Origin of the sequence: Pseudomonas sp. ICMP 8385 (assembly GCF_002699915.1) — a bacterium.
Lineage (GTDB): Bacteria > Pseudomonadota > Gammaproteobacteria > Pseudomonadales > Pseudomonadaceae > Aquipseudomonas > Aquipseudomonas gessardii.
On record NZ_LKBY01000096.1, the window covers coordinates 12,813 to 38,888 of the forward strand.

Below are 26,076 nucleotides of genomic sequence, written 5' to 3' on the forward strand. Positions count from 1 at the left end.
TGGTCGCATCCAACCAATTTTTAGCCCCGTGGTCCATTCGGTCATGGGGCTTTTTTTGTCTGTGCGATCAGTTGACTTCGGTGAGGATCAAACTACGGTAATGCCCAGGATTGGATCCCGACCATTTGCGAAAAGCCTTGTAGAACGAACTCACATCGGCAAAGCCCAGGCGACTGGCAATCTCGGCAAAGCTGATCTCGGCTTCGGCCAGCCAGACAATCGCCAACTCCTTGCGCACGCTGTCCTTGAGCCCCTGGTAGGTCTGCCCTTCTTCCGCCAGCCGCCGACGCAGGGTGGACGCGGACATGCATAATTGCTGGGCCAGGCTTTCGGTTTCCGGCCACTGCTGGGCCGGCTGTTGGCGCAGGTCATGCTTGATGCGCATCGCCAGGCTGTCCGGGTCGCGGTATTTGACCAGGATGTTGGCGGGCGCATGGGCCAGGAAGCGCTTGAGCTCCTCGGGGCTGCGCTTGATCGGCAGGTCGAGGCAGTCGGCCGAGAAGATCATCCGGGTGCGGGGCCGGTCGAAGCGCAGGTTGTCAGAGAACATCACCTGGTAATCATCACAAAACGCCGGCTGCGCGCCGCGCAGTTCAATCGCCAGGATCGGGATGCGCCGGCCGGCCAACCAGCAAGCGACACCGTGGACGATCATCCAGTAGCAAAAATAGGTGAACGCCCGCCGCGGTTCGGGCTCGGGTTCCAGCAAGACGATTTCCGCCAAGCTTTGCTGGCGCACCAATTGCGCGGGCAGGTGTTCGAGCATCAACGACAGGAAGCCCAGGCCGGTTTCCAGGGCCTCGCCCAGGGTGGGCTGGGCCATGGAGGCATGACACAGGAACGCCAGGCTGCCGGATTTGAGCTTGCGTGGGTCCATGCCAAAGAACTCATCATCCCGGCGCCGCGCCAGCAAGCGCCAGAGCCGGGCGTACGCCAGCGCCGGGACCCGGGCGGCGGGCTGCTCCAGCAACACGGGGTCGATCCCGACCTTGTTCAGGGCCTCCCACGTCGCTGCACCGGGGGCACAGCTCTGCAACAGGGCTTCGCCAACCAGGTGGATGGAGATTGTGTCTTTTTCCGACATGGGCCAGGGCTCAAGCTTGTAGGTTGGCCATTGTAGGAGCGTGTGGGCAGATGAGAAACCCAAATTGCGCACCGATGCCGCGCGCGCGTGGGCTGTGGATTTGTATCATCGTGGTTAATCGCGCTTTGTGTTTAGCCGTCTTACCTATAACGTTCAATCGATCCTATTCACGGAAGATTTCCCATGCCTGATTCAGCCGCCAGCCTTGATGCTGCCTTGCCCACTCCAGTGACATTCAACCTGCGCCCCCTGCTGATCGCCAATATGGCCTGCACCATGGCGATGATGGCGTTTGTCTCGCTGATCGGCCCCATCGCCCGGGTGCTGGGGCTGGCGACCTGGCAGGCGGGGGCGGCGGTGACGGTGTCCGGGGTGATCTGGATGCTGCTGGCGCGCCCCTGGGGCCAGGCCAGTGACCGCCTGGGCCGGCGGCGGGTGCTGCTGCTGGGCACCGGCGGCTTCACCCTGGCGTACTGGGCGCTGTGCGTGTTTATCGATGCCTCCCTGCAACTGCTGCCCTCGGCCATGCTGGCGTTTATCGGGCTGGTGCTGGGGCGCGGGTTGATCGGGGTGTTCTACGCCGCGATCCCGGTCGGTGGCTACGCGCTGATCGCGGACAATATCGAGCCGGCCCACCGCACCCAGGCCATGGCCTCGCTGGGGGCGGCCAACGCCTGTGGCCTGGTGCTGGGGCCGGCGATTGCCGCGCTGCTGGCCCGCTACAGCCTGAGCCTGCCGTTCTATGCCATGGCGCTGTTGCCAATGGCGGGCTTTTTGGTGCTGCTGGTAAAACTGCCCCGCCAGGAACTGCACCTCAAGCAACCGCCCAAGGCCGTCAACCTCGCGGACCCACGCCTGCGCCGCCCGCTGGTGGTGGCCTTTGTCGCCATGTTGTGTGTGTCCATCGCCCAGATCACCGTGGGTTTTTTCGCCCTTGATCGCCTGAAAATGAACCCGGCTGACGCCGCCCAAACCGCCGGGATCGCCCTGACGATGGTGGGCCTGGCCTTGATCTGCTCGCAGTTGCTGGTGCGTAAACTGGAGTGGCCACCGCTGCGGATGATCCGCGTCGGCGCCATCGTCGCCGCCCTGGGCTTTGCCGGCAGCATGTTCGCCGATACGGCGTGGATCCTCTGGCTGTGCTTCTTCGTCTCGGCGGCGGGCATGGGCTGGATCTTCCCGGCGTTTGCCGCCCTGGCGGCCAATGCGGTGGAGGCCTCGGAACAAGGGGCCACCGCCGGCTCGGTGGGTGCGGCGCAAGGCTTGGGCGTGGTGGTCGGGCCCCTGGCCGCCACCCTGATCTATGCCGTCGAACCGCGGCTACCCTACCTGGTCGCCGCCGCCCTGTTGTTGCTCGTTGCGCTCTGGCCGGCACCGCGCCACTAGAGGATCCGGTACAGCAAGCGCTCGACCCGCACCCGGCTGACCCGGCGCAAGAACTTGCCAACGGCTTCGGGGTAATCCACCAGCGTCTGCAACTGCTGGTAGCCCTGGATCCGCGTGGCATGCCGGAAAATCTCTGCAAGCTCGCTGCGCCGTGGCGCCAGCCACTGGCCCTGGGGGTCGTCGATCAGCAAGGCGTTTTCCAGGTCCAGGCGGAAGGCTCGGGGGTTGAGGTTGTTGCCGGTGAGCAAGGTGTAGCGCTCGTCGACCCACATGCCCTTGAGGTGATAGGTGTTATCCCCGTCGCGCCACAGGTGCAGGCTGAGCTGGCCGCTGTCAATCATGCGCTGGTGGCGCTTGGCAAAGCGGCGCAGGCTGATTTCGTAGAGATACGGCAGCGCGGCGATGATCCTGAAGGGTTCGCTGGGCGGGATGTAGAAGTCGTTGGCGGTCTTGTCGCCGACGATGATGTCGATCTTCACCCCACGGGCCAGCGCACGGTTGATTTCCCGGGTCACCGGCAGCGGCAGGTTGAAATACGGGGTACAGAGGGTCAACTGCTGCTGGGCGCTGGCGATCAGCTCGCAGATCACCCGGCTCAGCGGGTTGTTCTTGCCCACCCCCAGCAACGGGCTGACCGACAACCCGCCAATGCCAGCCTGGCCGACCGTGGTGTCATAGGTCGCGTGCTTGAGCCGGCTGCGCAAGTCACCGATGTCATTGCGCAGGCTACGGGTGGTGGGCAGGTTGGGCAGGTCCAGGCGGTGTACCGCCTTGGACGCTACCAGCCCGTGCTCCACCAGGTGTTGCATGGAGTCGGCCAATGGTTTGTTGTGGATCAGGTGATAACGGTCGAAACGGTATTTGTCGAACTTGTGCAGGTACACATTATTCAAGCTGGCGCCGCTGTACAGCACGCTGTCATCGATCACGAAGCCCTTCAGGTGCAGCACACCAAACAGCTCGCGGGTTTGCACCGGCACCCCGTACACCGGCACGTGCGTGGGGTGTGCCTGGGTCATCGCCTGGTACCAGGCGCTGTTGCCCGGCTGCTTGCCCGCGCCGATCAGGCCGCGCTGGGCGCGCAGCCAGTCCACCATCACCACGATCTCCAGCTCGGGCCGCGCAGCCTTGGCGGCATGCAGCGCGTCAAACACCTCCTGGCCCGCTTCGTCCTGTTGCAGGTACAAGGCGACAAGGTAGATACGGTGTTGGGCCTGGGCGATGTTCTCCAGCAGGCCACGGCGAAACTCAGCGGCGCCGGACAGCACCTCGATAGCATCGGCGGTCAGGGGAAAACCGCGCAACTTGGGTAACAGGGAACGTTTGAATAACGACGGCATAGGGCCCGCAATGATCGAATCCGAAGAGCCCGAGAGCTTACACCATGGGGGTGGCCAGGTCTGCCCACGGGATGCCGAAAATAATTGATTGACCAAGAAGAACGATCGTTCTACTGTTGGCGACATGAACGATATGACCAGCAGTGAAACCCGCGACATTATCCTGGACGTCACCGAAAAGTTGATCTACCGGCATGGCATTGCGGCCACCGGCATGGATCTGCTGGTGAAAACCGCCGGCGTCTCCAGAAAAAGCATCTACCGCTACTTCGCCAACAAGGACGAACTGGTGATCGCCGCCCTGCAGCGGCGCGACGAGCGCTGGCTGCAGTGGCTGCGCAGCGAGGTCGAGCCCTACGCCGACAGCGGCGCGCGCTTGCTTGGCGTGTTCAGCGCCCTCAAGCGCTGGTTTGGCTCCGCGGACTTTCGCGGCTGCGCCTTTATCAACACCAGCGGCGAGACCGGCAACCCGCAAGACCCGGTACGCCTGCTGGCCAAGGCGCACAAACAGAAACTGTTCGAGTACCTGCTCGAACTGTGCAAGGCACATGGCACTCCCGCCCCGGAGCAACAGGCCGCGCACCTGCTGATCCTGGTGGATGGCGCCATTACCATGGCCCTGATCATGGGCGATGTAACCGCTGCTGATAATGCGCAATGCATGGCGCGAACGTTATTGGCACTTTGAACGTTGGATGGGTTTAACGATTAATGTTCTGAAGGAACTCTCAAATGTCAGACAATGCACACCTGCGTCCGCCATTACCGCCCTTTACTCGGGAATCGGCGCTTGAAAAGATCCGCCTGGCCGAAGACGGCTGGAACTCCCGTGACCCGCAACGCGTGTCGCTGGCCTACACCCTGGACACACAGTGGCGTAACCGCGCCGAATTCGCCCACAACCGCGAGCAGGCCCGGGCATTGCTCACACGCAAGTGGGCCAGGGAGTTGGACTATCGCCTGATCAAGGAGCTGTGGGCCTTTACCGGCAACCGCATCGCCGTGCGTTATGCCTATGAATGGCACGACGACTCCGGCAACTGGTTCCGCTCCTACGGTAACGAGAATTGGGAGTTTGACCAGGATGGCCTGATGTCCAACCGGTATGCGTGCATCAACGACATGCCGATTAAGGAAAGCGAACGCAAATTCCACTGGCCACTGGGCCGGCGCCCGGATGATCACCCGGGGTTGTCGGAATTGGGGTTGTAGGGGGTTTCGCGGCAAGCACCCAGTGTGCTTGCCGCTTATAGCTCAATCCTGCTGCAAACCCACCTGATACAACACGCCATCCGCTTCATCCGTGAGCACGTACAGGAAGCCATCCGGGCCCTGGCGTACGTCGCGGATGCGCGCCTTCAACTCGCCCAGCAGGCGCTCTTCGTGCACCACCCGATCGCCGTCGAACTGCAAGCGGATCAGCTCCTGGCTGGCCAAGGCGCCGATAAACAAGTTGTGCTGCCAGGCCTTGAACCGGTCGGCGTCGTAGAACGCCATGCCGCTGATGGCCGGCGACTTTTCCCATACATGGTGCGGGCCGACCGTGCCGTCTGCTGTCTTGCCAAGGGCCTCGGGAATCGGCAGCAAGGAATAGTTGATGCCATGGGTCGCCAGTGGCCAGCCGTAGTTCTTGCCACGCTCGATGATATTGATTTCATCGCCACCGCGCGGGCCGTGTTCGTTTTCCCAGAGGGTGCCGGTCCAGGGGTTCAGTGCGGCACCTTGGGGGTTGCGCTGGCCATAGGACCAGATCTCCGGCCGGGCCCCCGGCTGACCGACAAACGGGTTGTCATCCGGCACGCGGCCATCCGGGTAGATCCGCACGACCTTGCCTTGCAACTTGTCCAGGTCCTGGGCTGTGGAACGCTGGTTGTTTTCCCCCAATGTCACAAACAGGTAGCCATCGCGGTCAAACACCAGGCGTGAACCAAAGTGATTGCTGGTAGACAACTTGGGCTCCTGGCGCAGGATCACCTGGAAGTCCTGCAAGCCGCTCAGGTCCGCGCTCAAGCGGCCACGCCCCACCGCCGTGCCAGCCGTCCCGCCCTCGCCGCCGCCTTCCGCGTAAGACAGATAAACCAGGCGGTCCTCCTTGAAATCAGGCGACAGCACCACATCCAGCAAGCCCCCCTGCCCCTTGGCCCACACGTGCGGCACGCCACTCAGGGGGGCGGATAACTTGCCATCACTGCTCACAAAGCGCAGCGCGCCAGGACGCTCGGTAACCAGGAAGCCCTGCTTGTCTGGCAAGAACGCCACGGCCCAGGGGTGGTCCAGGCCTTTGACAATCGGGGTGACGCTGATGCTGCCTTGCTCGCTGGGAAACTGCCGGGTATCGGCAGCAAACGCGGGCAGTGCGGCGGCCAAGACACTGGCACAGCAGGTCGCTAAAAGAGATTTGCGTAGAAACATACCGTGGGGCTCCTTGCGTTCAGGGCCGGCGATTGCCGTTGGCATCTTGCGTCGGGGCTGAGGGTTGCGGGGCAGGACGTGCGGGGGCTGCATCACGCTGCGGGTAGCGGTTGCCGATGCCACCGTTTTCCAGGGTCGGCGGCCGAGGCACAGGCGCGGTGTAGGTGCCACGCGTGGCGGGCATCGAGGGCTGCGTGCCCTGCATGCTGTTGGGGTTGGCCCGCTTGATCGGGCTGTTATACGGGTTGTTGTTGCCGGGCAGGTTCTGCGCCTGGGCCCCGCCACTCAAGGCGAGGCCCAGGACCAGCACCACAAGGCTGCGTGTACGGCAGTTCATGACAAAGCCTCTCTGGGGCGAGGAATACCTGCATTCGATAACACGCTACGCGTTGGGTTCGGGCTGGGTAACTAAATAGTTTCCAGGCAGGTGTAACACGGCTTTGCAAAGCCTGGGCAACAGCCAGCAGATGGCGCAGAGACTGGGGGACGAATCCGTCGGACTGATATGCCCCCCCCCCGGATGAGATCAGATCAATATGAAGAGCAGCGCCAACCCGGCGAAGATCGCCCACTTTTCCAGGTAGTAGCGGCTACGGTTGCGCTTTTTCAGTTCCTTGCCCCGCAGGCGGATTTTGTACAGGCGGGTAAAGGCGCGGTTCAAGCCGCCGGTCTTGTCCCCGGCATCATTGGGCGAGCCGGCAGCGGCCATGACGTTGCGGCTGAACCAGCGATTGAACGCCGCCGCCCAGCGATACTTCATGGGCCGCTCGATATCGCAGAACAGAATGATGCGGTTTTGCGTCGTGGTGTTTTCGGCGTAGTGGATGTACGTCTCATCGAACATCACCGCCTCGCCGTCACGCCAGTAGTAGTTCTCACCGTCCACATTGATATAGCAGCCTGGATCGTTGGGAGTATCCAGGCCCAGGTGGTAACGATAGGAACCCGCGTAGGGATCACGATGGCGCACCAGCCTGGAACCTGGCGGCAATTCGGCAAACATCGCGGCCTTGATCGAACCGATACTTTGCACCAGCTCGGTGGTGCGTGGGCACAGTTTCATGGCCGAAGGGTGACTGTCGCCGTACCACTTGAGGTAGAAACGCTTCCAGCCCGACTTGAAAAACGAGTTGAAACCCACGTCGTTGTATTGATCCGAACGCTTGATCTCCCCGGCCCGCATCAGGTTCTGGCCTTCCTCGCGAATCACCTGCCAATGCTCCTGCAGCGGGCTCAGGTCGGGGAAGTCACTGGGCGACAAGTAAGGCCGGCCGGGCAACCTGGAGAACGCGTAGAGGAAGCAGTTGACCGGTGCAAGGAAGGTCGAGTGGTCGCTTAACTGCCGGCCCAGCTTATGTCGCACCCGGCCACGCAGGTGTACATACGCAATGGAGACAACGTAAAGGGCAACAATGATGAGTTTCACGGGAATTCGTCACATATCAGAAGAGTACTGGCTGCCCCTTTAGGCCCTGCCGAGCCCGGAATGGAAAATGCAGCCCCTGAAATCACAATTCGTTAACAGGCCCACGAGTGTCTTGGAGACCATTCGGATAGTGGCCAATGGCAGTTATTTTAGCCACAGATTGTAACCAAAGGTTAACTAAGAATTGTGAAAAGGTGTCTTCCAACTGTATAGCCGCGCCACCCCGAAAGTGCGGTGGCGGGTATGCCGGGCTGCGACGCAGCCCGGGAAAGGCCTCGCGCGACTCAGCCCAATGGCTGGTCATCCTTGCGTTCGCGCCGGGTAAAGCGGTCATCGTCCAGGGCTGGATAGCCCACGGTGCGGCGTGTCAGGACCAGATGGCGAACCAGCGCAATAAACATCCCCAACAGCAACCCGGCCACCAGGCTCAAGGCAACCACCAGGACTTTCTTCGGCTTGATCGGGCTCAGCGGTTCCTGGGCGCGCCGGTCAATCGTCACCAGCTTCAAGGCACTCATATCGATATTCAGGCCGCGCAGGCGGGCCACTTCAGCACGCAAGGGCTCGACATCCTGCAGGAAAATATCTTCATTGCCCCGCCGCTTCATAACCTCGACCTGGCGATTGACCTCCAGCAACTGCAGTTCCTTGCCGATTTCCGCGACACGGCTGTTGGTGAAGTCGTCGCTGGTCCGCTGCTGCAAGGCCGTGCGCTCGGCTTCCAGGGCCTCAGTACCAAGGAAGTACAGGGGAATCTGCTGGTTGTTGACCTCGGTGCGCATCACCTGGCTGGAGCCGTTGCGCCCGGCATCGGCCATGGACGACGGGGTGGTCGGGTTCTTGATGCCCATGGACTTGGCAATCGAAATGGCTTCATTGAGCTCGGCCAAGCGGTTGGAGCGCTGCATTTTCATCTGCAGGCGCAAGGCGCTGAGTTCATCTTCAAGCTGGGCGCGCTTGAGCTTGTCGCCTTCGAGCAGCTTGGCGATTTTCGATTCCTTGTCGGTTTCGTAATTGGCGCGTGCTGCGTCAATCTTGCCTTTGAGCTCAGTGAGGCGATTGTTGACGATCACCTTCAGGTCGGCGCCCACTTGCTCGCGCTCGGCGGCAATGGCGTAGTCGACAAACCCGTTGAGAATCGCCACCCCGTCCATATCCGTGGGGTATTGCAGTTCGAGGCGAATATAGCTGCTCAAGGAGTCCGCTTTCTTCGGGTCAGGCAGGATCAGCTTGATCGAGTTGCGGTTGAACGCCTCGAAACTCTGTTCCAGGCTGCGCCCCGGCTCCTGGAACGCCTGGAACAACGCCGGGTTGGCCTTGAAGAAGCTCAGTCGCGCATCGTACGAATCCAGTTGCGCGCCCACTTTGGCCAGCGCGTCCGCCGGCGGCAACTTGTAGACTTCGGAACGATTGAGGGCATCCAACTCATTGATAGCCGCAGGGCGCAGCACACTGCTGACCTGGTACTCACGGGGGGCCAACAACGCGTAGCCAACGCCCACCAGGCCTGCAAAAAGGGTACAACCGATTACCAGTTTCTTTTGCCGCCAGATCGAGTGGAACAGGTCAAATAAATCAATTTCATCAGACACCACGGGGGCTTGAACCTGAGGAGTTCTATTCAAAATGGGGACACCCTTCAAAAAGTGGACACTGGCTGCCCACTACACAATAGATCTGAATAACCAATTGAGAATGCAGGGACAACGCCCTGGATATGGCTAATACGACATAAGGCAACGGTCATCCGACCATTCAGTCACTGAAAAAGTCCCTACCGCATCGAGATTGTTTTCCTTCAGAAAGATTAATGTCATATAGGACGCCGCTCAGCGTAGATGACATATCAAGAAACATCCTTCTCACGATAGGCCAAAATCGTTTTAAATATCTGCTGGCAAAGGAAAAAACCCGACAGGCGCACAACTTTGGGAGATTTCCTACGAAACCTAATAACCAAACTCGACAGGAAACATTTCTTGCTGTCGGCGAGCCCGCCATTGAGGCCTTATCAAAACAGGAGTTTTTGCATGCCATTGCCCTCTTCCCACGCCACCCCGTGCCCGACCGAACGGGATCGACAGGCCCTGCAAGGCACTTGGGAGCAGATCGCCCTGGAAGACAGCGGCATCACCAACCCACCGGATGAACACAGTGCGCCCGGTGCGCTAACCACAATTGAGGGGGATCGATTCCAGGTCATGACCCTCGATGGCAAGGTCTTGCTGGAGGGGTGTTTTACCCTGGACGCCCGCACCACGCCCAAGAGCATTACCTGGATCGATGCCATCGGGGCCGACGCCGGCAAATGTCTGCCTGCGAGCTACACCCTGGAAGATGAGCGCTTCGTGTTTATCGCGGCAGATGAAGGCATGCCCCGGCCGACGCATTTCAGTACGACGCCAGGGCAGACAATGCGCACCTTCGTGCGCCGGGCTTGAGGGGGTTGGGTGGCATCCGTTTTAGCGACAGGATTTTCACAAACGCTTCACGTTTGGCGCGATAGGTTGAACCCAACTCCTCAAGTAAATCCCTTGGCCCGCCGCCCCAGCGGGCCTTTTTTTGCCTGGCTTTTTCAGGCCGGGCACTTGACGGCGGTCAGGGTGTAGCACATCGGCAATTGCGCCGCCTGGTCCTCGTACTGGTCGTAGACTTCTTCACGATTGGAGTGTGGGTACTCCTGCAGATGCCGCAGTTGCAACCCCGCCGCGATGGCCGCGCTGACAATCTCCCCCAGGGTATGCACGAACCAGTAAGAGGCAGCCGCGGCCCCCTTGCTCGCCCCCTCATAGACAATTGCCTCGTGCTGCACAAAAGGCTCGCGGCGAAAGTATGAAGTGGCCGGCAACATCGGGTTGGCAGCTTGGGGGTCGAACACTTCCAGGAACGGATGGGTCTCGTAGATCACCAGCGTCCCCCCTGCTTTCAGGGTGCTGGCGACATGCCGCATAAACAGCGCGATATCCGGCATCCAATTCAGCACGCCGATGGTGATCAGGGCGATGTCAAACCGCCCGTGCAGGCGCTCGGGTAAATGATGAATATCGGTTTCGATAAACTCAGGTGAATGTGGCGACCGGCTGGCCAGTTCCGCAGCCTGGGCAAGAAACGCATCGGACTGGTCGATCCCGACCACGCTGCTGGCGCCAAGCCCATACAGCGACAGGCTTTCACGGCCGTTATTGCACCCCAGTTGTACCGCGTCCCGGCCCTTGATCCCCACTTGCAACAATAGGGCGGTCAGGGTCGGATCCAGGCAACTGAACCCCGGCTCGCCAACGGCCTCAAGCAGGCCTTGCCAGTGCTCGGTCGCTTTATGGTGTGCGGCGGATTCGTTCCAGGCGGCCTTGTTACTGGCGATGGCCTGTTGAGCAGACAGCGTGTCCATTGCGTCTCCAAACGGTTGAGCGTGCGCAACACAATGGCAATGAGCGCCGTCAAAAAATAAAAAGGTGGTTCGCCCCGCACCGACAGCCTCGCCATCCCTGAACCGGTAAAGAGCCATCACTGCAGGGCGAACGGTGGAAACTTAATCCACGGCCATTGGATGTTCAACTGTTATCAACACGGGATCGGACAATCGAGACAATTTCGATACAACTTGATGAATTTTGTAGAATTTACAGCCCAAATAACCAAGCCAGGCACTGCTCGCCGTCCGACAGGCCTGCCTGTCATATAACTCGCGCCTCACCTATGCGACAATGCGCGCCAAATTCCAACATGCACCCCATATTTTCCTGTTAACTTTGGCCCGCCAAAATACTGGATATATACAGGTTTAACGGTGTTCGCAGGGAAGCGCTATACTCAATATCCAACGGTTAATCACACAGGCCGCAACGCCACGTCACGAGGATCGCAGATGACAGTCGGAGTAACAGTGGGGTCAATCACAGAAGAACTTGGCGCGCCATCGTTCGTGCACTCTTTTTTCTCAACCATCAGCGCTCATTGCGAACCCACTGGTTGGGGGCGCAGCCTTCCACACCTGATGAATGAACTCTACCAGGGCCGCCTCGCTCATGTGAGCGCCCTGTTTGCACTTACGGAACTACGGATGGCGAAAGCCACGTTGAGCAACTTACCTCCCTCATCTGTTGTCTGGGACATCGAGAACCGCTTGGCCAAACCACCTTGGGGCGACAACATCGCACCACACATTACGAACCTTGGTAACTACTTCGTATCGAGTACCGGGCGCGACGTTTTCCACATACTTGAAGAGGTGTTAGCCACCTCTATCGAAGAGCGACGGGATGTCCTTCTTCAGTGACAGGCTGTAGCCGGCCGCTATAGGACACAGGGGTTGTAGATTTCAACTTGGACTTTCAAACCCCTTGAAGTTTTCAATTATAAAAATCTGAAAATCCCCCTCAGCGCCGCCTTAATGCTTCCTCAATAAGTGATGAGGGATCAATGGCATAGCCCTTTTGCCCAAGCAATTTATAAAAATCTTTATTGCTATTTTCAAATACTGCCAAATTCGAGGTCTTGACACCAGAAGCATCTAACTCCTGCAAAATAAAATAAATAACATCTCCTTTTGCCCACACGGCTTGTTTGAAGCTGATGCCATTCTCATTATCAGTGCTGAGTTTTGTAACAAGCGGCAGACCCATTTTTTCCTGGATCTCCCCGACTAGACCGCTACTCTGTGAACGTGAATAAATTCTCAGTTCGTACATTGACAATATTTCTTCCACTTCAGAATAATGGAAAACTATTTTATTCTTCTTTTCTTCAAATTCGCCAGAAAGACTCAGACCATTGTAATTTAATAAATTCGGCGAAGAGCTTTCCGATCTCTCATACCCAAACAATGTTTTTTCTTCCGATGAAACTGCATCAACACCAGCTACCTTATAAATAGATTGAATATTTTCTTTAAATGTAAGATTTGCCAAGTCCAGGCCATCAGAAACGGGTTTTGAGCTTTGGGTGGTATTCCCCCCAACGTCCTTATCATTATTTTTTGAAAAGCAAACCGGAGCAATGACAAACAGAAGAACAATGAAAGCAATTTTTTTCATGTCTACTTGCCTCATAAAAATTTACTGAATTAGATTTTCAAAAAACGATGATCAATTAAGCACAGGGAGGCCGCCAAGGTCAAAAACTCCGATGTTTAGCAAGCCTCCCCCTATCATCACTCATTCCGTGCTCGCGCAGGTCCTATGAGCAAACGCAAACCTTACAACCTCAAAGTCCGTATTGACCGATCCTACCGGTCGCGATTGATTGCCAACCACGTCACAGTAGTGAACACCGACCCCAGTGGCCATCAGGGCATGGTCAATCACAAGTCGCTGAAGACATCGCGCCGGAGAAGATTGGCCAGGCCGTTTGCAGCATTCCCCACCGATGGACGATCTACCTGAGCACCCTGTGGGTTTTGCCAAATCGCTCCAAATGAACGCCTGTGACGGCGACGAATAACCCTCCCTGCTCGCTGCATCCGGTCACGGAGGGCGGCGCCTGAATATGGTAACTGCAAACGAATCAAATAATTCCCCTAATGCGTAGCAATGCATTTATCAGTGTGTCTGCTCAGGCGCCTCAGTCAGAGATAAATATCCAAGCAGTTCCCCTCTCCTGTGTTGTAGCTAAAAAACCTTAATCATCAGAGCGAATTCGGAAGTTACCTCGCCATCATTAAAAAATAACTCCCACCTAAACTTCACCTCTTTCAAATCCAGAAAACCAATTAACTTACTGAAATAAAAAGTTAATAAAAATTAATAAATATCTTCTATTACCCCAATAGACCCCCACTATTTGAAACACTCTTGACACAATATTTCCTGGATGCAACTTTGTGTCTCGAATGTTTGATAAAGGAACTACTGATGGCCAAATGATTATATAAAAATCTTAATCTGACTTGCCATAAGCACGCTCTAGTTGCTTACGGCTTCGTACAATTAAATATAGGCAGATATACACATGAAAAACATCAAGCTACTCTCTTTGCTGGCACTGGCTATTTCAGGTGTAGCACTCGCGGCGCCGCCCCCTCGTGAGGAACCTTCCGATAAGCCACCGACCACTCAGACCCCGACAATAGATCATGACAAAGCTCTTGAAGATGCAAAGAACAACCCCGGGAAAGTAGTCGATCTAGGAGGTGGAGTTACCACCACAACCGCCCCGTATGATCCGAGAATTAGAACCGACTATACTTTCAACGACTTTCTGAAAATCGTAAATAAAGCATTTACTCAGCCAGTTACCTCCTTCTTTGAGTCTGCTGATGATCTCCATGCTGCGTTAAATAATAAAACTCCAACCTTTGACCCATCGGATCGGGAGGTTTTAAGCAAGGTAGGTCAAGTGATTGCAACGGTGGTCGGAGCCTCAGGCGGCGTGGGAGCCGTTATGGTCACTACTGGCCAGGTTGCAGGCATCGCCAGTGACGAAGTTCAGACAAAAATGAACTCTTTCCCTCTTGGTTTTAGGCTTCAGGGAAAGGAAGTTATTACCATTGAGCCTCTTGGTGGCCCTCGAAAGGTGAGTTCCTCTGGTGAAACTGTAAATCCAGACGGTAAACCAATCACAAGTATCCTTAAGAGGATAAACGGCCGGATAGGAATTCCACTGAGCCCCGTAAACCCACCAAGACTTCCATCTAATTTGGAGCTTGAACGTCTGCCCTCATATGCTGAGTTACCGCCAGATCACCCAGAATTTCTTATTGACGAAAGTGAAGACGGACCTTTGCCTAGTGAACTGACAGACAAAAGCAACAGCCTTTCTGCGACGCCAACTAAAGAAGTAATGAATAGGGCAGTCAATCCGCAGCGCGGAGAGGAACTTGTTACTTTATTTCGGGGAACCTCAAAATTATCAATAGAATCGATGGCTGCAAATGGAAGTGCTGGAGGGGAGCCAGTCAATGTACTTGCAGCTCCACCTACTACCAACGAAGTTAAAAGACAAGTTGGAAGAGGGGCCTTTCTTCCAGAATTTTCCACGAGTATAGATACTGCAAATCGATTCTCCAGAGGCCGCTATCTAGTTGTGGCCCGCATAAAGGCTAAGTACCTTAGTAGAGGTAGCAAGGTGGAGCATGGATTCATTGCAAATAAAAATGCGCCTATTGAAATCTTAAAAATATATGATCGGACTTTTGGACAACCTGAGCGTAATATTCCAAACGCATCATAAATTTTAATCAATCGTAAATGACGGGGCGACCATGCCCCGTCATCTTTCTGTCTGGGTGAGGCTCTACCAAACCTGAAACATGAGTAGTCCGGTTTACTCATGCGGGCTCCCAAACGCCAGCCTGTCAACTCTTATTCTCCGGTCTACGGCTCCGCACCATAGGCAAGCCTACGCCATGGAGCAAGATCAGCAATCGGCGACAAGTAGACCAGGTACGAGAGTGGGAACGCCTGGTAAGCCTCGTCAGCAAGCGCGGAGCGACCGCGTTCTTCGCCACCGTAAGGGTGCTGGAAACACCTTTCGTTTTTCCGCCCTCGAAGCACTCGGAGTACGTGAAACAGACATCCGACCTGCACAAACAATGGACTCCGGCGTTAAAAGCTTTGAACATCCGTCGTCGCCCGCCATACAACTGTCGCCACACCTATGCGACAATATGCATTATGTCTGGCATGAACCCCGCCTTCATCTCCCAGCAGCTCGGCCATAGCGTGCAGATGCTGCTCTCGACTTATGCGCGTTGGATCAACTCAAGCTCGGACTGGAGCGAAATGCAAAAGCTCCAGATTGGTCCCAAATTGGTCCCAGCTCAAATAAGCGCACCCCAAGCTATTGATAGGTAAAGTAATTGATCTCCACAGCTAACATCACCATGCAGTTCGGCGCCAAGCCGCTGTTTGAGAACGTCTCGGTCAAGTTCGGCGCCGGTAACCGTTATGGTTTGATCGGTGCCAACGGTTGCGGCAAGTCGACCTTCATGAAAATTCTCGGGGGCGACCTCGATCCGTCCGGCGGCCAGGTCATGCTGGAGCCGAACGTGCGCCTGGGTAAACTGCGCCAGGATCAGTTCGCCTACGAAGAATTCAACGTGATCGACACCGTGATCATGGGTCACGAAGAGCTGTGGAAGGTCAAGGCCGAGCGCGATCGCATCTACTCGCTGGCGGAAATGAGCGAAGAAGATGGCATGGCCGTGGCCGAGCTGGAAACCGAGTTCGCCGAAATGGACGGCTACACCGCCGAATCCCGTGCCGGTGAACTGCTGCTGGGCCTGGGTATCGGCATCGAGCAGCACTTCGGCCCGATGAGCGAAGTGTCGCCAGGCTGGAAGCTGCGTGTATTGCTGGCCCAGGCGCTGTTCTCGGACCCGGAAGTGTTGCTGCTCGACGAACCGACGAACCACCTGGACATCAACACCATCCGCTGGCTGGAAAACGTCCTGACCCAACGTAACAGCCTGATGATCATCATCTCTCACGACCGTCACTTCCTGAACAGCGTGTGCACCCACATGGCTGACCTGGACTACGGCGAACTGCGCCTGTTCCCGGGCAACTACGACGAGTACATGACCGTGGCGACCCAGTCCCGCGAGCAGTTGCTGTCGGACAACGCCAAGAAGAAAGCGCAGATCTCCGAACTGCAATCGTTCGTCAGCCGCTTCTCGGCCAACGCCTCGAAAGCCAAGCAGGCCACGTCCCGCGCCAAGGCGATCGACAAGATCCAATTGGCCGAGGTCAAGCCTTCGAGCCGTGTGAGCCCGTTCATCCGCTTCGAGCAAACCAAGAAGCTGCACCGCCAGGCGGTCATCGTCGAGCGCATGGCCAAAGGCTTTGACGGCAAGCCGCTGTTCAAGGACTTCAGCTTCCAGGTTGAAGCCGGCGAGCGCGTGGCGATCATCGGCCCGAACGGTATCGGCAAGACCACCCTGCTGCGCACCCTGGTCAACGAACTGACCCCGGACGCCGGTAGCGTGAAGTGGACCGATGCGGCTGAACTGGGTTACTACGCCCAGGACCACGCCCATGACTTTGAAGACGACATGAGCCTGTTCGACTGGATGGGTCAATGGACTCAAGGCGAACAAGTGATCCGTGGCACCCTTGGCCGCATGCTGTTCTCCAACGACGAGATCCTCAAGTCGGTCAAGGTCATCTCCGGTGGCGAACAAGGTCGCATGCTGTTCGGCAAGCTGATCCTGCAAAAGCCCAACGTGCTGATCATGGACGAACCGACCAACCACTTGGACATGGAATCCATCGAGGCGCTGAACCTGGCGCTGGAGAACTACCCGGGCACGCTGATTTTCGTCAGCCACGACCGTGAGTTCGTATCGTCCCTGGCCACCCGTATCATCGAGCTGAGCCCAAGCGGCGTGATCGACTTCAGCGGCACCTACGACGACTACCTGCGTAGCCAGGGTGTGGTGTTTTAAGGGCAGCCAATAGCGGTTAGCCACAAGCTGCAAGTAAAAGCCCCGTCAGCAGTGACGGGGCTTTTTGCATTGACGGAAATGACGCTGTCGTTGGATCGTTAGCCTGCTTCCTTTTTCCCCATGCCCTTGCCATGATGCGTTCACCGCCCTGCCGCGAATAAGCCTCCATGCCTGCCGCCCCCAGCTCCCTGTCGATCACCCTGCAGATCGTCTCCATCGTCTTCTATACCTTTATCGCGTTTATCTGCATCGGCCTGCCGATTGCGGTGATTCCCGGCTACGTCCATGAACAACTGGGCTTCAGCGCCGTGGTGGCAGGCATCACCATCGGTTCGCAGTACCTGGCCACCCTTCTCAGCCGCCCCATGGCTGGGCGTATCTCGGACAACCTCGGCACCAAACGGGCGATCGTGCTCGGTTTGAGCGGCATCCTGCTCGGCGGCGTGTTGACCTTTTTCGCCACGCTGCTGCACAGCCTGCCCAGCCTGAGCCTGGGGGTCCTGCTGGTCGGCCGCGTGCTACTGGGCGTGGCCCAGGGCCTGATCGGCGTGGGCACCATCAGTTGGTGCATGGGCCAGGTCGGCGCCGAACACACCGCGCGCTCGATCTCCTGGAACGGTATCGCGTCCTATGGTGCTATCGCCATTGGCGCACCGCTGGGCGTGGTGATGGTTGCGCAATACGGCTACAACAGCCTGGGCCTGGCCCTGGCGCTGCTGGCCGGGCTGGGCCTGGTGCTGATCCGCAAAAAAACCTCGGTGCCGGTGGTGCGCGGCGAGCGCCTGCCGTTCTGGGCGGTGTTCGGGCGGATTGCACCGTTTGGCGCCAGCCTGTGCCTGGCCTCCATCGGCTACGGCACCCTGACCACCTTTATTACCCTGTTCTACCTCAGTCGCGGCTGGACCGACGCCGCCTGGTGCCTGACGGTGTTTGGAATCTGTTTTATCCTCTCGCGCCTGCTGTTTATCTCCAGCATCAACCGTTTTGGCGGCTTTCGCGCAGCAATTGCCTGCATGAGCCTGGAAACCCTCGGCCTGGCCCTGCTATGGCTCGCGCCCTCTCCCGCCATCGCCCTGATCGGTGCCGGCCTCACCGGGTTTGGCCTGTCGCTGGTGTACCCGGCACTGGGCGTCGAAGCCATCAAACAGGTGCCCAACAGCAGCCGCGGCGCGGGGCTGAGTGCCTATGCGGTGTTTTTCGACCTGGCGCTGGCGATTGCCGGGCCATTGATGGGCGCGGTGGCATTGAACCTGGGTTACTCGTGGATCTTCTTCGGCGCGGCGCTGCTCTGCGTCACGGGCCTGGGCCTGACCTTGCTGCTGATGCGCCGGGCCTACTGATCCGCGGTCTGCATGCCGGCCCGCGCGTGCTGGCCGAGGGTGCGGCTGAAAAAACGCCCGGCCTCGGAGACCAGGTCGCGGTGGATGCCCTCGCGGTCCACCCCATCGGCATCGGTACACAGCGCTGGCATCAGCGCCAGTTGCTCGTCATCGCAGGGCGCCATGAAGATAAAGTGCCCGGCTCCGGCCAACAGTTTGAAATCCGGCGGCTGCGGCAGCTTGCGCGCCAGGGCGGCGGCGTTTTTGTCCACGGCCACCAGCTTGTCGCCATCGCCGCTGTACAGCAGCACCGGCACATGTACGTCGCCCAGGGTATGACGACCAAACATCAGGCTCAGCGGGGCCATCAGCATCAACGCGTGGATCCGGGGATCGGCCTGGGGTTGCAGGTCATCGCGGTCGACCACCAGCTCACCCTTGGTCGTACAGGCGTCGCGGTCTTCGGGACGTTCCTGGCAATAGCGGCGCAGGCGCTCGAAATCCGGCCTGGCCCCGGCCAGGATCAGTGCCGTCTCGCCGCCCGCCGAATAGCCGATCACGCCCACCTGGCCCACATTGACAAACGGCGACAGCATCGGGTCGCCCAGGGTGGCGCTAATCGCTGCAGAAATCTGGAGCGGGCGCCCATACAGGTTACTCAAGGTGCCCAGGCGGCTGTGGTCCTTGTAGTTGTCACCAGGATGCAGCACCGCCACCACCACAAACCCTTTGCGCGCCAGCGACGTTGCCAGGTCGTGCAAGGCCAGGGGCGTGCCGGTATTGCCGTGGGACAGCATCAGCAGCGCAAAGCGGCCGATGGCGACCTTGGCGTCCTCGGTGGCGGCGACGCGATACGCGCCCACCTGGTTGATATGTTCCGCGCCCGTGGACGGATAAAACGCGATGGCTTTCATCGGCTGCCCATCCAGTGGGTCGAGAAAGCTCATGCGGTGATAACCCACGCTCCAGTGGGGGTGCGGGGCCACGGCAGCGTGCACGGGAATGAGGCCACCGAGCAGGCAAAGCAGCAAGACTGCACAAAAACGCATCATGGGGCTGTCCACCTGGGCTGTGTGACGCCTGCGAGTCGGTTCAGGCTCAGGCGGCATGGCCCTGCAATGCATAACCTGCGCCAGATTCGCCCGCCCAAAACAAAAAAACCTGTATCCCGCTGGTTTTCAGGCCAGCAGAATACAGAGTCTAGGCGTCTCGGATCAGATTGACAGCAAGTCGCGGCGATCTTTACACAGGGCTTACGCGGCGACGAACAACTGCTCGCTGATCACGGTATTGGCGTCGTTCAGCGCCTTGCTGCGCACTTCGTCACCATAGGCCAGGCCATGGGCGCGGACGAACTCGACATCAGTGATGCCCAGGAAGCCCAGCAACAACTTCAGGTAGTCCTCGTGTGCGCCGCTGGAAGGCTGGCCTACGTGCAGGCCGCCAGCCGTGGAGACCACGATGACTTTCTTGTTACCGCACAGGCCTTCCGAGCCGGCTTCGGTGTAGCGGAAGGTCTGGCCGGCGACGGCAATGCGGTCGATCCAGGCCTTGAGCTGGGTGGGGATGGTGAAGTTATACATCGGCGCGGCGATGACCACCGCGTCGGCGGCCAGGAACTCGGCCAGGGTCGAGGCGCTCAGGTCGGCTTCGTGCTTCTGCACTGCATCCCGCAGCTCGGCGGCGGTGCCCAGGGCGCCCAGGGTAATCCCGGAAAAATGGTTGATGCCTTCGCTGGCCAGGTCGCGGTAGGTGACTGCCACACCCGGCTCGGCCGCTTGCCAGGCCTTGACCACTTCGCGGCTCAACTGGCGGGAGGCCGAGTTGTCGCCCAGGATGCTGGAATCGATATGCAAGAGTTTCATGTGGGATCTCCAAGTGAGGATCGCCACCGGGCGATCTGATGGAGAGAATCCTACAGGTCATTCCAATAGCCGATTAGCCAATTAAAATGCGATAGTTCGTCCCACTGACAGGACAATAGGCCAACCATGCAAGACCTCAATGACCTCTACTATTTCGCCAAGGTGGTGGAAGCCGGTGGCTTCGCGGCCGCTGGCCGGCTGCTGGGGATCCCCAAATCCCGGCTGTCGCGGCGCATTGCCGAACTGGAAGAGCGCCTCGGCGCTCGCCTGCTGCAGCGCACCACCCGGCAACTGACCTTGACCGCCGTCGGCGAACGTTACCTGGGGCATTGCCAGGCGATGCTGCTGGAAGCGGAAATGGCCGACGAAGCCGTAGTCAACATGTCCAGCGAGCCACGGGGCCGCCTGCGGGTCAGTTGCCCGGTGGGCCTGGCCCATGAAATCCTGCCGACCGTGGTGGCGCAATTCCTCGCGGCCCACCCGTTGGTGCAACTGGAGATGATGCTGATCAATCGCCGCGTAGACCTGGTGGCCGAGGGCGTAGACGTGGCCTTGCGCGTGCGCGAACTGGGGGATGAAGACCCGCTGCTGGTAACCCGCCGCCTGCGCCAGGCTCAGACGGCCATGGTCGCCAGCCCCGAGTTTATGCGCGGTCGCCGGATCGAAACCCCGGCCGACCTCAAGCAACTGCCCATACTCGGCGCACTGGAGGCCGACCGTCTGGTCCACCTGCGCATGCTCGACCCGGTCGGCAATGTCACTGACCTGGCAATGGAGGCACGCCTGGGTATCGACGACTTCCTCGTACGCAAGGCCAGCGCCCTCGCCGGCCTGGGCTTTACCGTGCTGCCGATGATGTATTGCGAGCAGGAGCTGGAAACCGGCCAACTGGTGCAACTGCTGCCTGAATGGTCATTGCCCGGTGGCTGGCTGCAAGCGGTCTACCCACACCGACGCGGCGTGTCCCCAGCCGTGCGCGCCTGGATCGACTTTTTGGCCCATGCCTTCAAGAGTTGCGGAGATCGACGGCTATGAATACCCGGATCATGAGCGAAGACGACGTCGCCCGGTTCTGCCTGGGTTTGCCCGGTGCCCGGGAGGATTACAAGTGGGGCGGCGTGCGGGTGTTCTCCATTGCCGGCAACAAGATGTTCGCCTTGCAGAACCTGCGGGGCGATTCCCTGGCGTTCAAGGTCGACAAGGAACTGTTCCTCGGCCACGTGGACCGCCCCGGCATCCACCCGGCGCCGTACCTGGCGCGGGCGCAGTGGATCATCATGCAGGTGCCCTACCCGCTGGGCGGCGAAGAACTGCGCGGCTTGCTGCAGCGCTCCCACCAGTTGGTGGTGAGCAAGCTGCCCAAGCGCACGCAGATCGGCCTGAGGCTGGACGAGTAAGCCAGTCCAGGTCGTCTTGCACACAACTTGATCATCGAGACATGCACATACCCCTGTGGGAGCGGGCTTGCTCGCGATAGCGGTCTATCAGTCAGTTAATCTGGCACTGACACACCGCTATCGCGAGCAAGCCCGCTCCCACAAGGGCGCAGCTTCGCTCTCAAGCCCCACATGGCTAGAAGACTGACAGCAGCGTCCCACCAAGGAACAACTGATCGATCCAGAACACCTGGTGCAGCAACACGATCAGCCAGAACACCACCTGGTACGACACCTTGCGCGTCTTGTGGCGAAACACCTGCTGGGCGAGCAAGGCGCCCGGCCAGCCACCGGCCAGTTCCAGGGCATGCAGGATCTTCTCCGGGGTGCGCCAGCTGTCGCTTTGGGCCTTGCGTTTGTCGCTCCAGTACAGGCAAAACGTCACCACGCTGACCAGGCCATAGGCCGCCAACGGCACCAGCGACACCCCGCGATACGCCAGCAGGGCCGCGCCGAACAACGGCACGGCACACAACAGTGCAAACACCACAGCCTTCAAGCGCAGATGCTGGATTGTCATCACGCCTTGGCCGCCGCCCAGTCAATCCAGCCGAACTGCCAGGTGGCCAGGATCAGCAAGCCGAACGCAATGCGGTACCAGGCAAACACCGCATAGCTGTGGCTGGCGATGAACTTGAGCAAGCCACGCACCGCAATCATCGCGAAGATGAACGAGACCACAAAACCGACGGCAAACACCGGCAGATCCGCCGGCTGGAACAGGTCACGGTACTTATAGCCCGAGTACACCGCCGCGCCGACCATGGTTGGCATTGCCAGGAAGAACGAGAACTCGGTGGCTGTCTTGCGCGACAGGCCGAACAACAGGCCGCCGATAATGGTCGAGCCGGAACGCGAAGTGCCCGGGATCATCGCCAGGCACTGGGCAAAGCCCACTTTCAAGGCGTCTTTCCAGGTGATGTCATCCACCGTTTCGGCATGGACTTCATGCTCGCGGCGCTCGGCCCACAACATGATCACGCCACCGATCACCAGTGCGGTGGCCACGGTGATCGGGTTGAACAGGTATTCGTGGATCAGGTCGGCAAAAATCACCCCCAGCACCACCGCCGGCAGGAAAGCGATCAGCAGGTTGACCGTGAAGCGCTGGGCATTGCGCTGGGTCGGCAGGCCGGTCACCACGTCGAGGATCTTGCGCCGGAACTCCCAGACCACCGCCAGGATGGCGCCCAGTTGAATGATGATGTTGAACGCCATGGCGCGTTCGCCACCGAAGTCGAGCAAGTCGGCGACGATGATCTGGTGCCCGGTACTGGAGATCGGCAAGAACTCCGTCAGCCCTTCGACAATGCCAAGTATCAATGCCTGAAAGGCAGTCCAAAGATCCATTATTCCCCCAAAAGGTCATGCGACGGCATGCCTCGTTGATATTTTCTAGGTGTTCACTAACGATGAGCACGCTGCAAGGCTGCGCGCAGGATCAAGGCCGAACTGCAAAAATTCTGTGAAAAATCAGGCAGGACTCAGGTTTTTTGATTCCGGGCCGAAAGCCTATCAGACAAGCCCGAATTTCGCTGCGCGTTATCGCTGGCCGATCAATGCAACACCGAAAATTATAAGAACGCGGAGTGACAAGACTATGAATAGTTTGCGCAATATGTCGATCAGCCGACGCCTGTGGATGATCCTGATAGTCGCCGTGTTGATGTTGCTGACCCTGGGTTTGCTGATGCTCAAGCAGATCCACGACGATCTCTACCAAGCCAAGAGCCAGCAGACCCAGCATGTGGTGCAGACCGCCAGCGGGATTCTGAACTTTTATCACACCCTCGAAACCACCGGCGTGCTGACCCGCGAAGCGGCGCAGAAGCAAGCCCTGAGTGTGGTGCGCGGCCTGCGCTATGACCAGGACGACTACTTCTGGATCAATGACCTGACGCCGGTAATGATCATGCACCCGGCCAACCCCAAGCTCGACGGCCAGAACCTTTCGACCATCCGCGACCCGGACGGCTTTGCGATCTTCAACGAGTTTGTCAGCCTGGCCAAGGCCAAGGGCAACGGTGTCGTCAACTACCGCTGGCCGAAGCCCGGGGCGGATGCGCCGGTGGCCAAGACCTCCTATATCCAGTTGTTCGAGCCCTGGGGCTGGATCATTGGCTCCGGCATCTACGTGGATGACGTACAGGCCCAGTTCCGTGGCCAAGTGTGGGAAGCCTCGCTGGTCGGCCTGGGCATTGCGCTGATCATGGCCCTGCTGGTGGTGCTGATTGCCCGCAGCATCGTGCGCCCGCTACAGGAAGCGGTGCACGCCATGGCCAATATCGCCAGCGGCGAAAGCGACCTGACCCGCAGCCTCGACACCCATGGCCAGGACGAGGTCACGCAACTGTCGCGGCACTTCAACACCTTCACTGCCAAGCTGCGCCAGGTGGTCAGCCAGTTGCAGGTGTGCGCCAATGCCCTGGGCCAGTCGTCCGCCGAACTGGGCAGCAACGCCAGCCAGGCCCATGACCGCAGCCAGCAGCAGTCCCAGCAAATGGAGCTGGTGGCCACCGCCATCAATGAAGTGACCTACGGCGTGCAGGACGTGGCGAAGAATGCCGAACACGCCGCCAGCGAAATGCGCGATGCCCAGACCCAGGCCGAACAGGGCCAGGTCAATATCGACGGCAGCCTGCAACAGATCGATGCACTGTCCGGCACCATCAGCCAGGCCGTGGAAGTGATCCGTACCCTGTCCACCGAAAGCACGCAGATTGGCGGGGTGCTGGAGGTGATCCGCAGCATTGCCGACCAGACCAACCTGCTGGCCCTCAACGCGGCCATCGAAGCGGCCCGCGCTGGCGAGCAGGGCCGCGGTTTTGCCGTGGTTGCCGACGAGGTACGCCTGCTGGCCCAGCGCACGCAAAAATCCACCGCCGAAATCCAGAGCATGATCGAACGCCTGCAAGGGCATTCCGAAGCGGCGGTCAAGGTCATCAGCGACAGCCACCAGGCCTCGCAACTGACCATTGAACAAGCCGGCCAGGCAGGTGCCAGCCTGACGGCCATCGGCCAGGCCCTGCGCAACCTCAACGGCCTCAACGCCTCGATTGCCAGCGCCACCCTGCAACAGGCCCACGTGGTGGAAGACATCAACCAGAACGTGACCCAGGCCGCCGGCCTGTCCCACAGCACTGCGCTGGCGGCCCAGCAGTCGAGCGTAGCCAGCGTGCACCTGAAGGACTTGAGCGAAGAGCTCAACGGCCTGCTGCGCCAGTTCAAGGTCTAACCCCCCACGGTGTAGGCGCTGGCTTCCAGCGCCTACACGGGTTCTGCATTTTGCCCGGGAGGTTGGGTACAATCGCCCTCCTCTTCGACTCTTCCAAGGAATCCCATGTCCGGGCTTGAACTGTTTGCCGCCGCGCTGGGGGTGATTGCCGTCTGGCTGACGGTCAAGCAGAACCCGTGGTGCTGGCCGATCGGCCTGGTCATGGTGTTGCTGTACACCTGGGTGTTCTTCGAGGTGAAGCTGTATTCGGACATGCTGCTGCAAGTGGTCTACGCCGGCCTGCAAGTCTACGGTTGGTGGCAATGGACCCGGGCCGGCGAGGTGCGCCAAGGGCGGCAGGTCACCCGCCTCGGCACCCAGGCCGTCCTCCTGAGCCTGAGTCTCGGCGCCGTGGGCAGCCTGCTGCTGGGCGCGGCCATGGCGCACTGGACCGATGCCGCCCAACCGTGGCTGGATGCAGCGCTGACCGGTTTCAGCCTGGTGGCGCAGATGTGGATGGCGCAAAAACGCGTGCAATGCTGGGCGCTATGGATTGTGGTTGATGTGATTTTTGTCGGCCTGTTTGTCTACAAAGGGCTGTACCTGGCGGCCGCGCTCTATGCCCTGTTCACCGTGATCGCCGTGCAGGGCTGGCGGGAATGGCGCGCCGACCCGGCGTTGCGCGCATGAAGGTGCTGGTAATGGCAGGCCCCGAGTCCAGCGGTAAAAGCTGGCTGGCCGAGCAGTTGCAGGCGCATTTCGGCGCGGTGCTGGTGGGCGAGTATGTGCGCTACTTCATCGACCACTACCAGCGCGATACCACCCTGGCCGACATCCCGGACATCGCCCGCGGCCAACTGGCCTGGGAAGATGCCGGCCGTGCGCGGCAGCCGCAACTGTTGATCCTCGACACCCACTTGCTGACCAACAAGCTGTGGAGCCTGACCCTGTTTGGCGATGCCCCGGCATGGCTCGATGAGGCGCTGCTGGCCCGCCACTACGACCTGCACCTGCTGCTGTCGCCCGAAGGCATTGGCTGGACCGCCGACGGTCAGCGCTGCCAGCCGGACCTGGCCGATCGCCTGGCCTTCTTCCAGGCCAGCCGCGACTGGCTGGAGCAGCATCACCAGCCCTTCAAGGTGATTGACGGGGATTGGCAGGCGCGGCATGACCAGGCGTTTGCCGCCGTGGCGCAGCTGCTCGCAGAATAAC

General features: G+C 59.2%; 25 protein-coding genes and 2 pseudogenes. 15 read left to right on the forward strand and 12 right to left on the reverse strand.

Annotated features, from left to right (window positions below; all coding sequences use genetic code 11):
* Positions 1-67 precede the first annotated feature (67 nt).
* Positions 68-1,084 (reverse strand): AraC family transcriptional regulator, encoded by a 1,017-nt coding sequence (locus tag AO268_RS13375; protein ID WP_099168946.1) that lies wholly within the window; start codon positions 1,082-1,084, stop codon positions 68-70.
* Between the two features lie 183 nt (positions 1,085-1,267).
* Here AO268_RS13375 and AO268_RS13380 point away from each other — a divergent pair, with 183 nt between their 5' ends.
* Positions 1,268-2,470, forward strand: coding sequence for an MFS transporter (locus AO268_RS13380; protein ID WP_076960873.1), 1,203 nt, complete (start codon positions 1,268-1,270; stop codon positions 2,468-2,470).
* Here AO268_RS13380 and pssA read toward each other — a convergent pair.
* Entirely contained in the window at positions 2,467-3,810 is a 1,344-nt protein-coding gene (gene pssA, locus AO268_RS13385) for a CDP-diacylglycerol--serine O-phosphatidyltransferase (RefSeq protein WP_099168947.1), read from the reverse strand. The genes AO268_RS13380 and pssA overlap by 4 nt on opposite strands.
* Positions 3,811-3,934: 124 nt before the next feature.
* Between pssA and AO268_RS13390 the strand changes: the two genes are divergently transcribed.
* Together AO268_RS13390 and AO268_RS13395 are read left to right on the forward strand one after the other, a co-directional pair.
* Positions 3,935-4,498 (forward strand): TetR/AcrR family transcriptional regulator, encoded by a 564-nt coding sequence (locus tag AO268_RS13390; protein ID WP_099168948.1) that lies wholly within the window; start codon positions 3,935-3,937, stop codon positions 4,496-4,498.
* A 44-nt stretch (positions 4,499-4,542) separates the two neighbouring features.
* Positions 4,543-5,022 carry a nuclear transport factor 2 family protein gene (locus AO268_RS13395; protein ID WP_076960870.1) on the forward strand — a complete coding sequence of 160 codons (480 nt, stop codon included), beginning with the start codon at positions 4,543-4,545 and terminating at the stop codon, positions 5,020-5,022.
* A gap of 42 nt (positions 5,023-5,064) precedes the next feature.
* Here AO268_RS13395 and AO268_RS13400 read toward each other — a convergent pair whose 3' ends face one another.
* The 4 genes from AO268_RS13400 to AO268_RS13415 all read right to left on the reverse strand — a co-directional run bounded on the left by AO268_RS13400 (position 5,065) and on the right by AO268_RS13415 (position 9,273).
* A complete protein-coding gene (locus AO268_RS13400) occupies positions 5,065-6,222 on the reverse strand; it encodes a PQQ-dependent sugar dehydrogenase (protein ID WP_099168949.1) in 1,158 nt (385 codons plus the stop codon).
* Positions 6,223-6,241: 19 nt separating this feature from the next.
* The gene (locus tag AO268_RS13405; RefSeq protein WP_099168950.1) at positions 6,242-6,559 is read right to left on the reverse strand and encodes a hypothetical protein; all 318 of its coding nucleotides are present in this window, start codon (positions 6,557-6,559) and stop codon (positions 6,242-6,244) included.
* A 189-nt stretch (positions 6,560-6,748) separates the two neighbouring features.
* Positions 6,749-7,648 (reverse strand): lipid A hydroxylase LpxO, encoded by a 900-nt coding sequence (gene lpxO, locus AO268_RS13410; protein WP_076960867.1) that lies wholly within the window; start codon positions 7,646-7,648, stop codon positions 6,749-6,751.
* Positions 7,649-7,932: 284 nt separating this feature from the next.
* Positions 7,933-9,273, reverse strand: coding sequence for an LPS O-antigen chain length determinant protein WzzB (locus AO268_RS13415; protein ID WP_099168951.1), 1,341 nt, complete (start codon positions 9,271-9,273; stop codon positions 7,933-7,935).
* Between the two features lie 405 nt (positions 9,274-9,678).
* Between AO268_RS13415 and AO268_RS13420 the strand changes: the two genes are divergently transcribed.
* Positions 9,679-10,089, forward strand: coding sequence for a TIGR03067 domain-containing protein (locus tag AO268_RS13420; protein WP_099168952.1), 411 nt, complete (start codon positions 9,679-9,681; stop codon positions 10,087-10,089).
* Between the two features lie 134 nt (positions 10,090-10,223).
* On the opposite strand, the gene AO268_RS13425 is transcribed toward AO268_RS13420, so the two are convergent.
* Positions 10,224-11,036: a class I SAM-dependent methyltransferase gene (locus tag AO268_RS13425; protein ID WP_076960864.1), complete on the reverse strand. Its 813-nt coding sequence runs from the start codon at positions 11,034-11,036 to the stop codon at positions 10,224-10,226.
* A 477-nt stretch (positions 11,037-11,513) separates the two neighbouring features.
* Between AO268_RS13425 and AO268_RS13430 the strand changes: the two genes are divergently transcribed.
* Positions 11,514-11,924, forward strand: coding sequence for an Imm70 family immunity protein (locus tag AO268_RS13430; protein WP_099168953.1), 411 nt, complete (start codon positions 11,514-11,516; stop codon positions 11,922-11,924).
* Positions 11,925-12,024: 100 nt separating this feature from the next.
* On the opposite strand, the gene AO268_RS13435 is transcribed toward AO268_RS13430, so the two are convergent.
* On the reverse strand, positions 12,025-12,681 hold the full coding sequence (locus AO268_RS13435) for a hypothetical protein (RefSeq protein ID WP_099168954.1): 657 nt from the start codon (positions 12,679-12,681) through the stop codon (positions 12,025-12,027).
* Between the two features lie 144 nt (positions 12,682-12,825).
* On the opposite strand from AO268_RS13435, the pseudogene AO268_RS33550 reads away from it, so the two are divergent.
* The 5 genes and pseudogenes from AO268_RS33550 to AO268_RS13460 form a co-directional block, all read left to right on the forward strand.
* Positions 12,826-13,043: pseudogene (locus tag AO268_RS33550) on the forward strand (hypothetical protein); the annotation flags it as partial.
* 551 nt (positions 13,044-13,594) lie between these two features.
* Positions 13,595-14,815 (forward strand): DUF4765 family protein, encoded by a 1,221-nt coding sequence (locus AO268_RS13445; RefSeq protein ID WP_099168955.1) that lies wholly within the window; start codon positions 13,595-13,597, stop codon positions 14,813-14,815.
* A gap of 281 nt (positions 14,816-15,096) precedes the next feature.
* Positions 15,097-15,438, forward strand: a pseudogene (locus AO268_RS33180) (site-specific integrase); the annotation flags it as partial.
* Positions 15,439-15,443: 5 nt separating this feature from the next.
* A complete protein-coding gene (locus AO268_RS13455) occupies positions 15,444-17,030 on the forward strand; it encodes an ABC-F family ATPase (protein ID WP_076960863.1) in 1,587 nt (528 codons plus the stop codon).
* A 167-nt stretch (positions 17,031-17,197) separates the two neighbouring features.
* Positions 17,198-18,370, forward strand: coding sequence for an MFS transporter (locus tag AO268_RS13460; RefSeq protein WP_099168957.1), 1,173 nt, complete (start codon positions 17,198-17,200; stop codon positions 18,368-18,370).
* Here the strand turns inward: AO268_RS13460 and AO268_RS13465 are convergent.
* The gene (locus AO268_RS13465) at positions 18,364-19,401 is read right to left on the reverse strand and encodes an alpha/beta hydrolase family protein (protein WP_099168958.1); all 1,038 of its coding nucleotides are present in this window, start codon (positions 19,399-19,401) and stop codon (positions 18,364-18,366) included. The two genes, AO268_RS13460 and AO268_RS13465, sit on opposite strands and share 7 nt — an antisense overlap.
* Before the next feature lie 201 nt (positions 19,402-19,602).
* Complete coding sequence (locus AO268_RS13470) at positions 19,603-20,214, reverse strand: FMN-dependent NADH-azoreductase (RefSeq protein WP_099168959.1); 612 nt, start codon at positions 20,212-20,214, stop codon at positions 19,603-19,605.
* Between the two features lie 126 nt (positions 20,215-20,340).
* Here AO268_RS13470 and AO268_RS13475 point away from each other — a divergent pair, with 126 nt between their 5' ends.
* Positions 20,341-21,249 (forward strand): LysR substrate-binding domain-containing protein, encoded by a 909-nt coding sequence (locus tag AO268_RS13475; protein WP_099168960.1) that lies wholly within the window; start codon positions 20,341-20,343, stop codon positions 21,247-21,249.
* A gap of 11 nt (positions 21,250-21,260) precedes the next feature.
* Positions 21,261-21,611 (forward strand): MmcQ/YjbR family DNA-binding protein, encoded by a 351-nt coding sequence (locus AO268_RS13480; RefSeq protein ID WP_076961132.1) that lies wholly within the window; start codon positions 21,261-21,263, stop codon positions 21,609-21,611.
* 175 nt (positions 21,612-21,786) lie between these two features.
* Here the strand turns inward: AO268_RS13480 and AO268_RS13485 are convergent, their stop codons facing one another.
* The gene (locus tag AO268_RS13485; RefSeq protein WP_076960858.1) at positions 21,787-22,170 is read right to left on the reverse strand and encodes a DUF1294 domain-containing protein; all 384 of its coding nucleotides are present in this window, start codon (positions 22,168-22,170) and stop codon (positions 21,787-21,789) included.
* A complete protein-coding gene (locus AO268_RS13490; protein ID WP_076960857.1) occupies positions 22,170-23,000 on the reverse strand; it encodes an undecaprenyl-diphosphate phosphatase in 831 nt (276 codons plus the stop codon). The genes AO268_RS13485 and AO268_RS13490 overlap by 1 nt, the downstream gene beginning before the upstream one ends.
* A 250-nt stretch (positions 23,001-23,250) precedes the next feature.
* Between AO268_RS13490 and AO268_RS13495 the strand changes: the two genes are divergently transcribed.
* The 3 genes from AO268_RS13495 to AO268_RS13505 all read left to right on the forward strand — a co-directional run bounded on the left by AO268_RS13495 (position 23,251) and on the right by AO268_RS13505 (position 26,075).
* Positions 23,251-24,885: a methyl-accepting chemotaxis protein gene (locus AO268_RS13495; RefSeq protein WP_099168961.1), complete on the forward strand. Its 1,635-nt coding sequence runs from the start codon at positions 23,251-23,253 to the stop codon at positions 24,883-24,885.
* A gap of 105 nt (positions 24,886-24,990) precedes the next feature.
* Positions 24,991-25,554, forward strand: coding sequence for a nicotinamide riboside transporter PnuC (pnuC, locus tag AO268_RS13500; RefSeq protein ID WP_099168962.1), 564 nt, complete (start codon positions 24,991-24,993; stop codon positions 25,552-25,554).
* Positions 25,551-26,075: an AAA family ATPase gene (locus AO268_RS13505; RefSeq protein ID WP_076960854.1), complete on the forward strand. Its 525-nt coding sequence runs from the start codon at positions 25,551-25,553 to the stop codon at positions 26,073-26,075. Before pnuC ends, AO268_RS13505 begins: the two co-directional genes overlap by 4 nt.
* Position 26,076 lies beyond the last annotated feature (1 nt).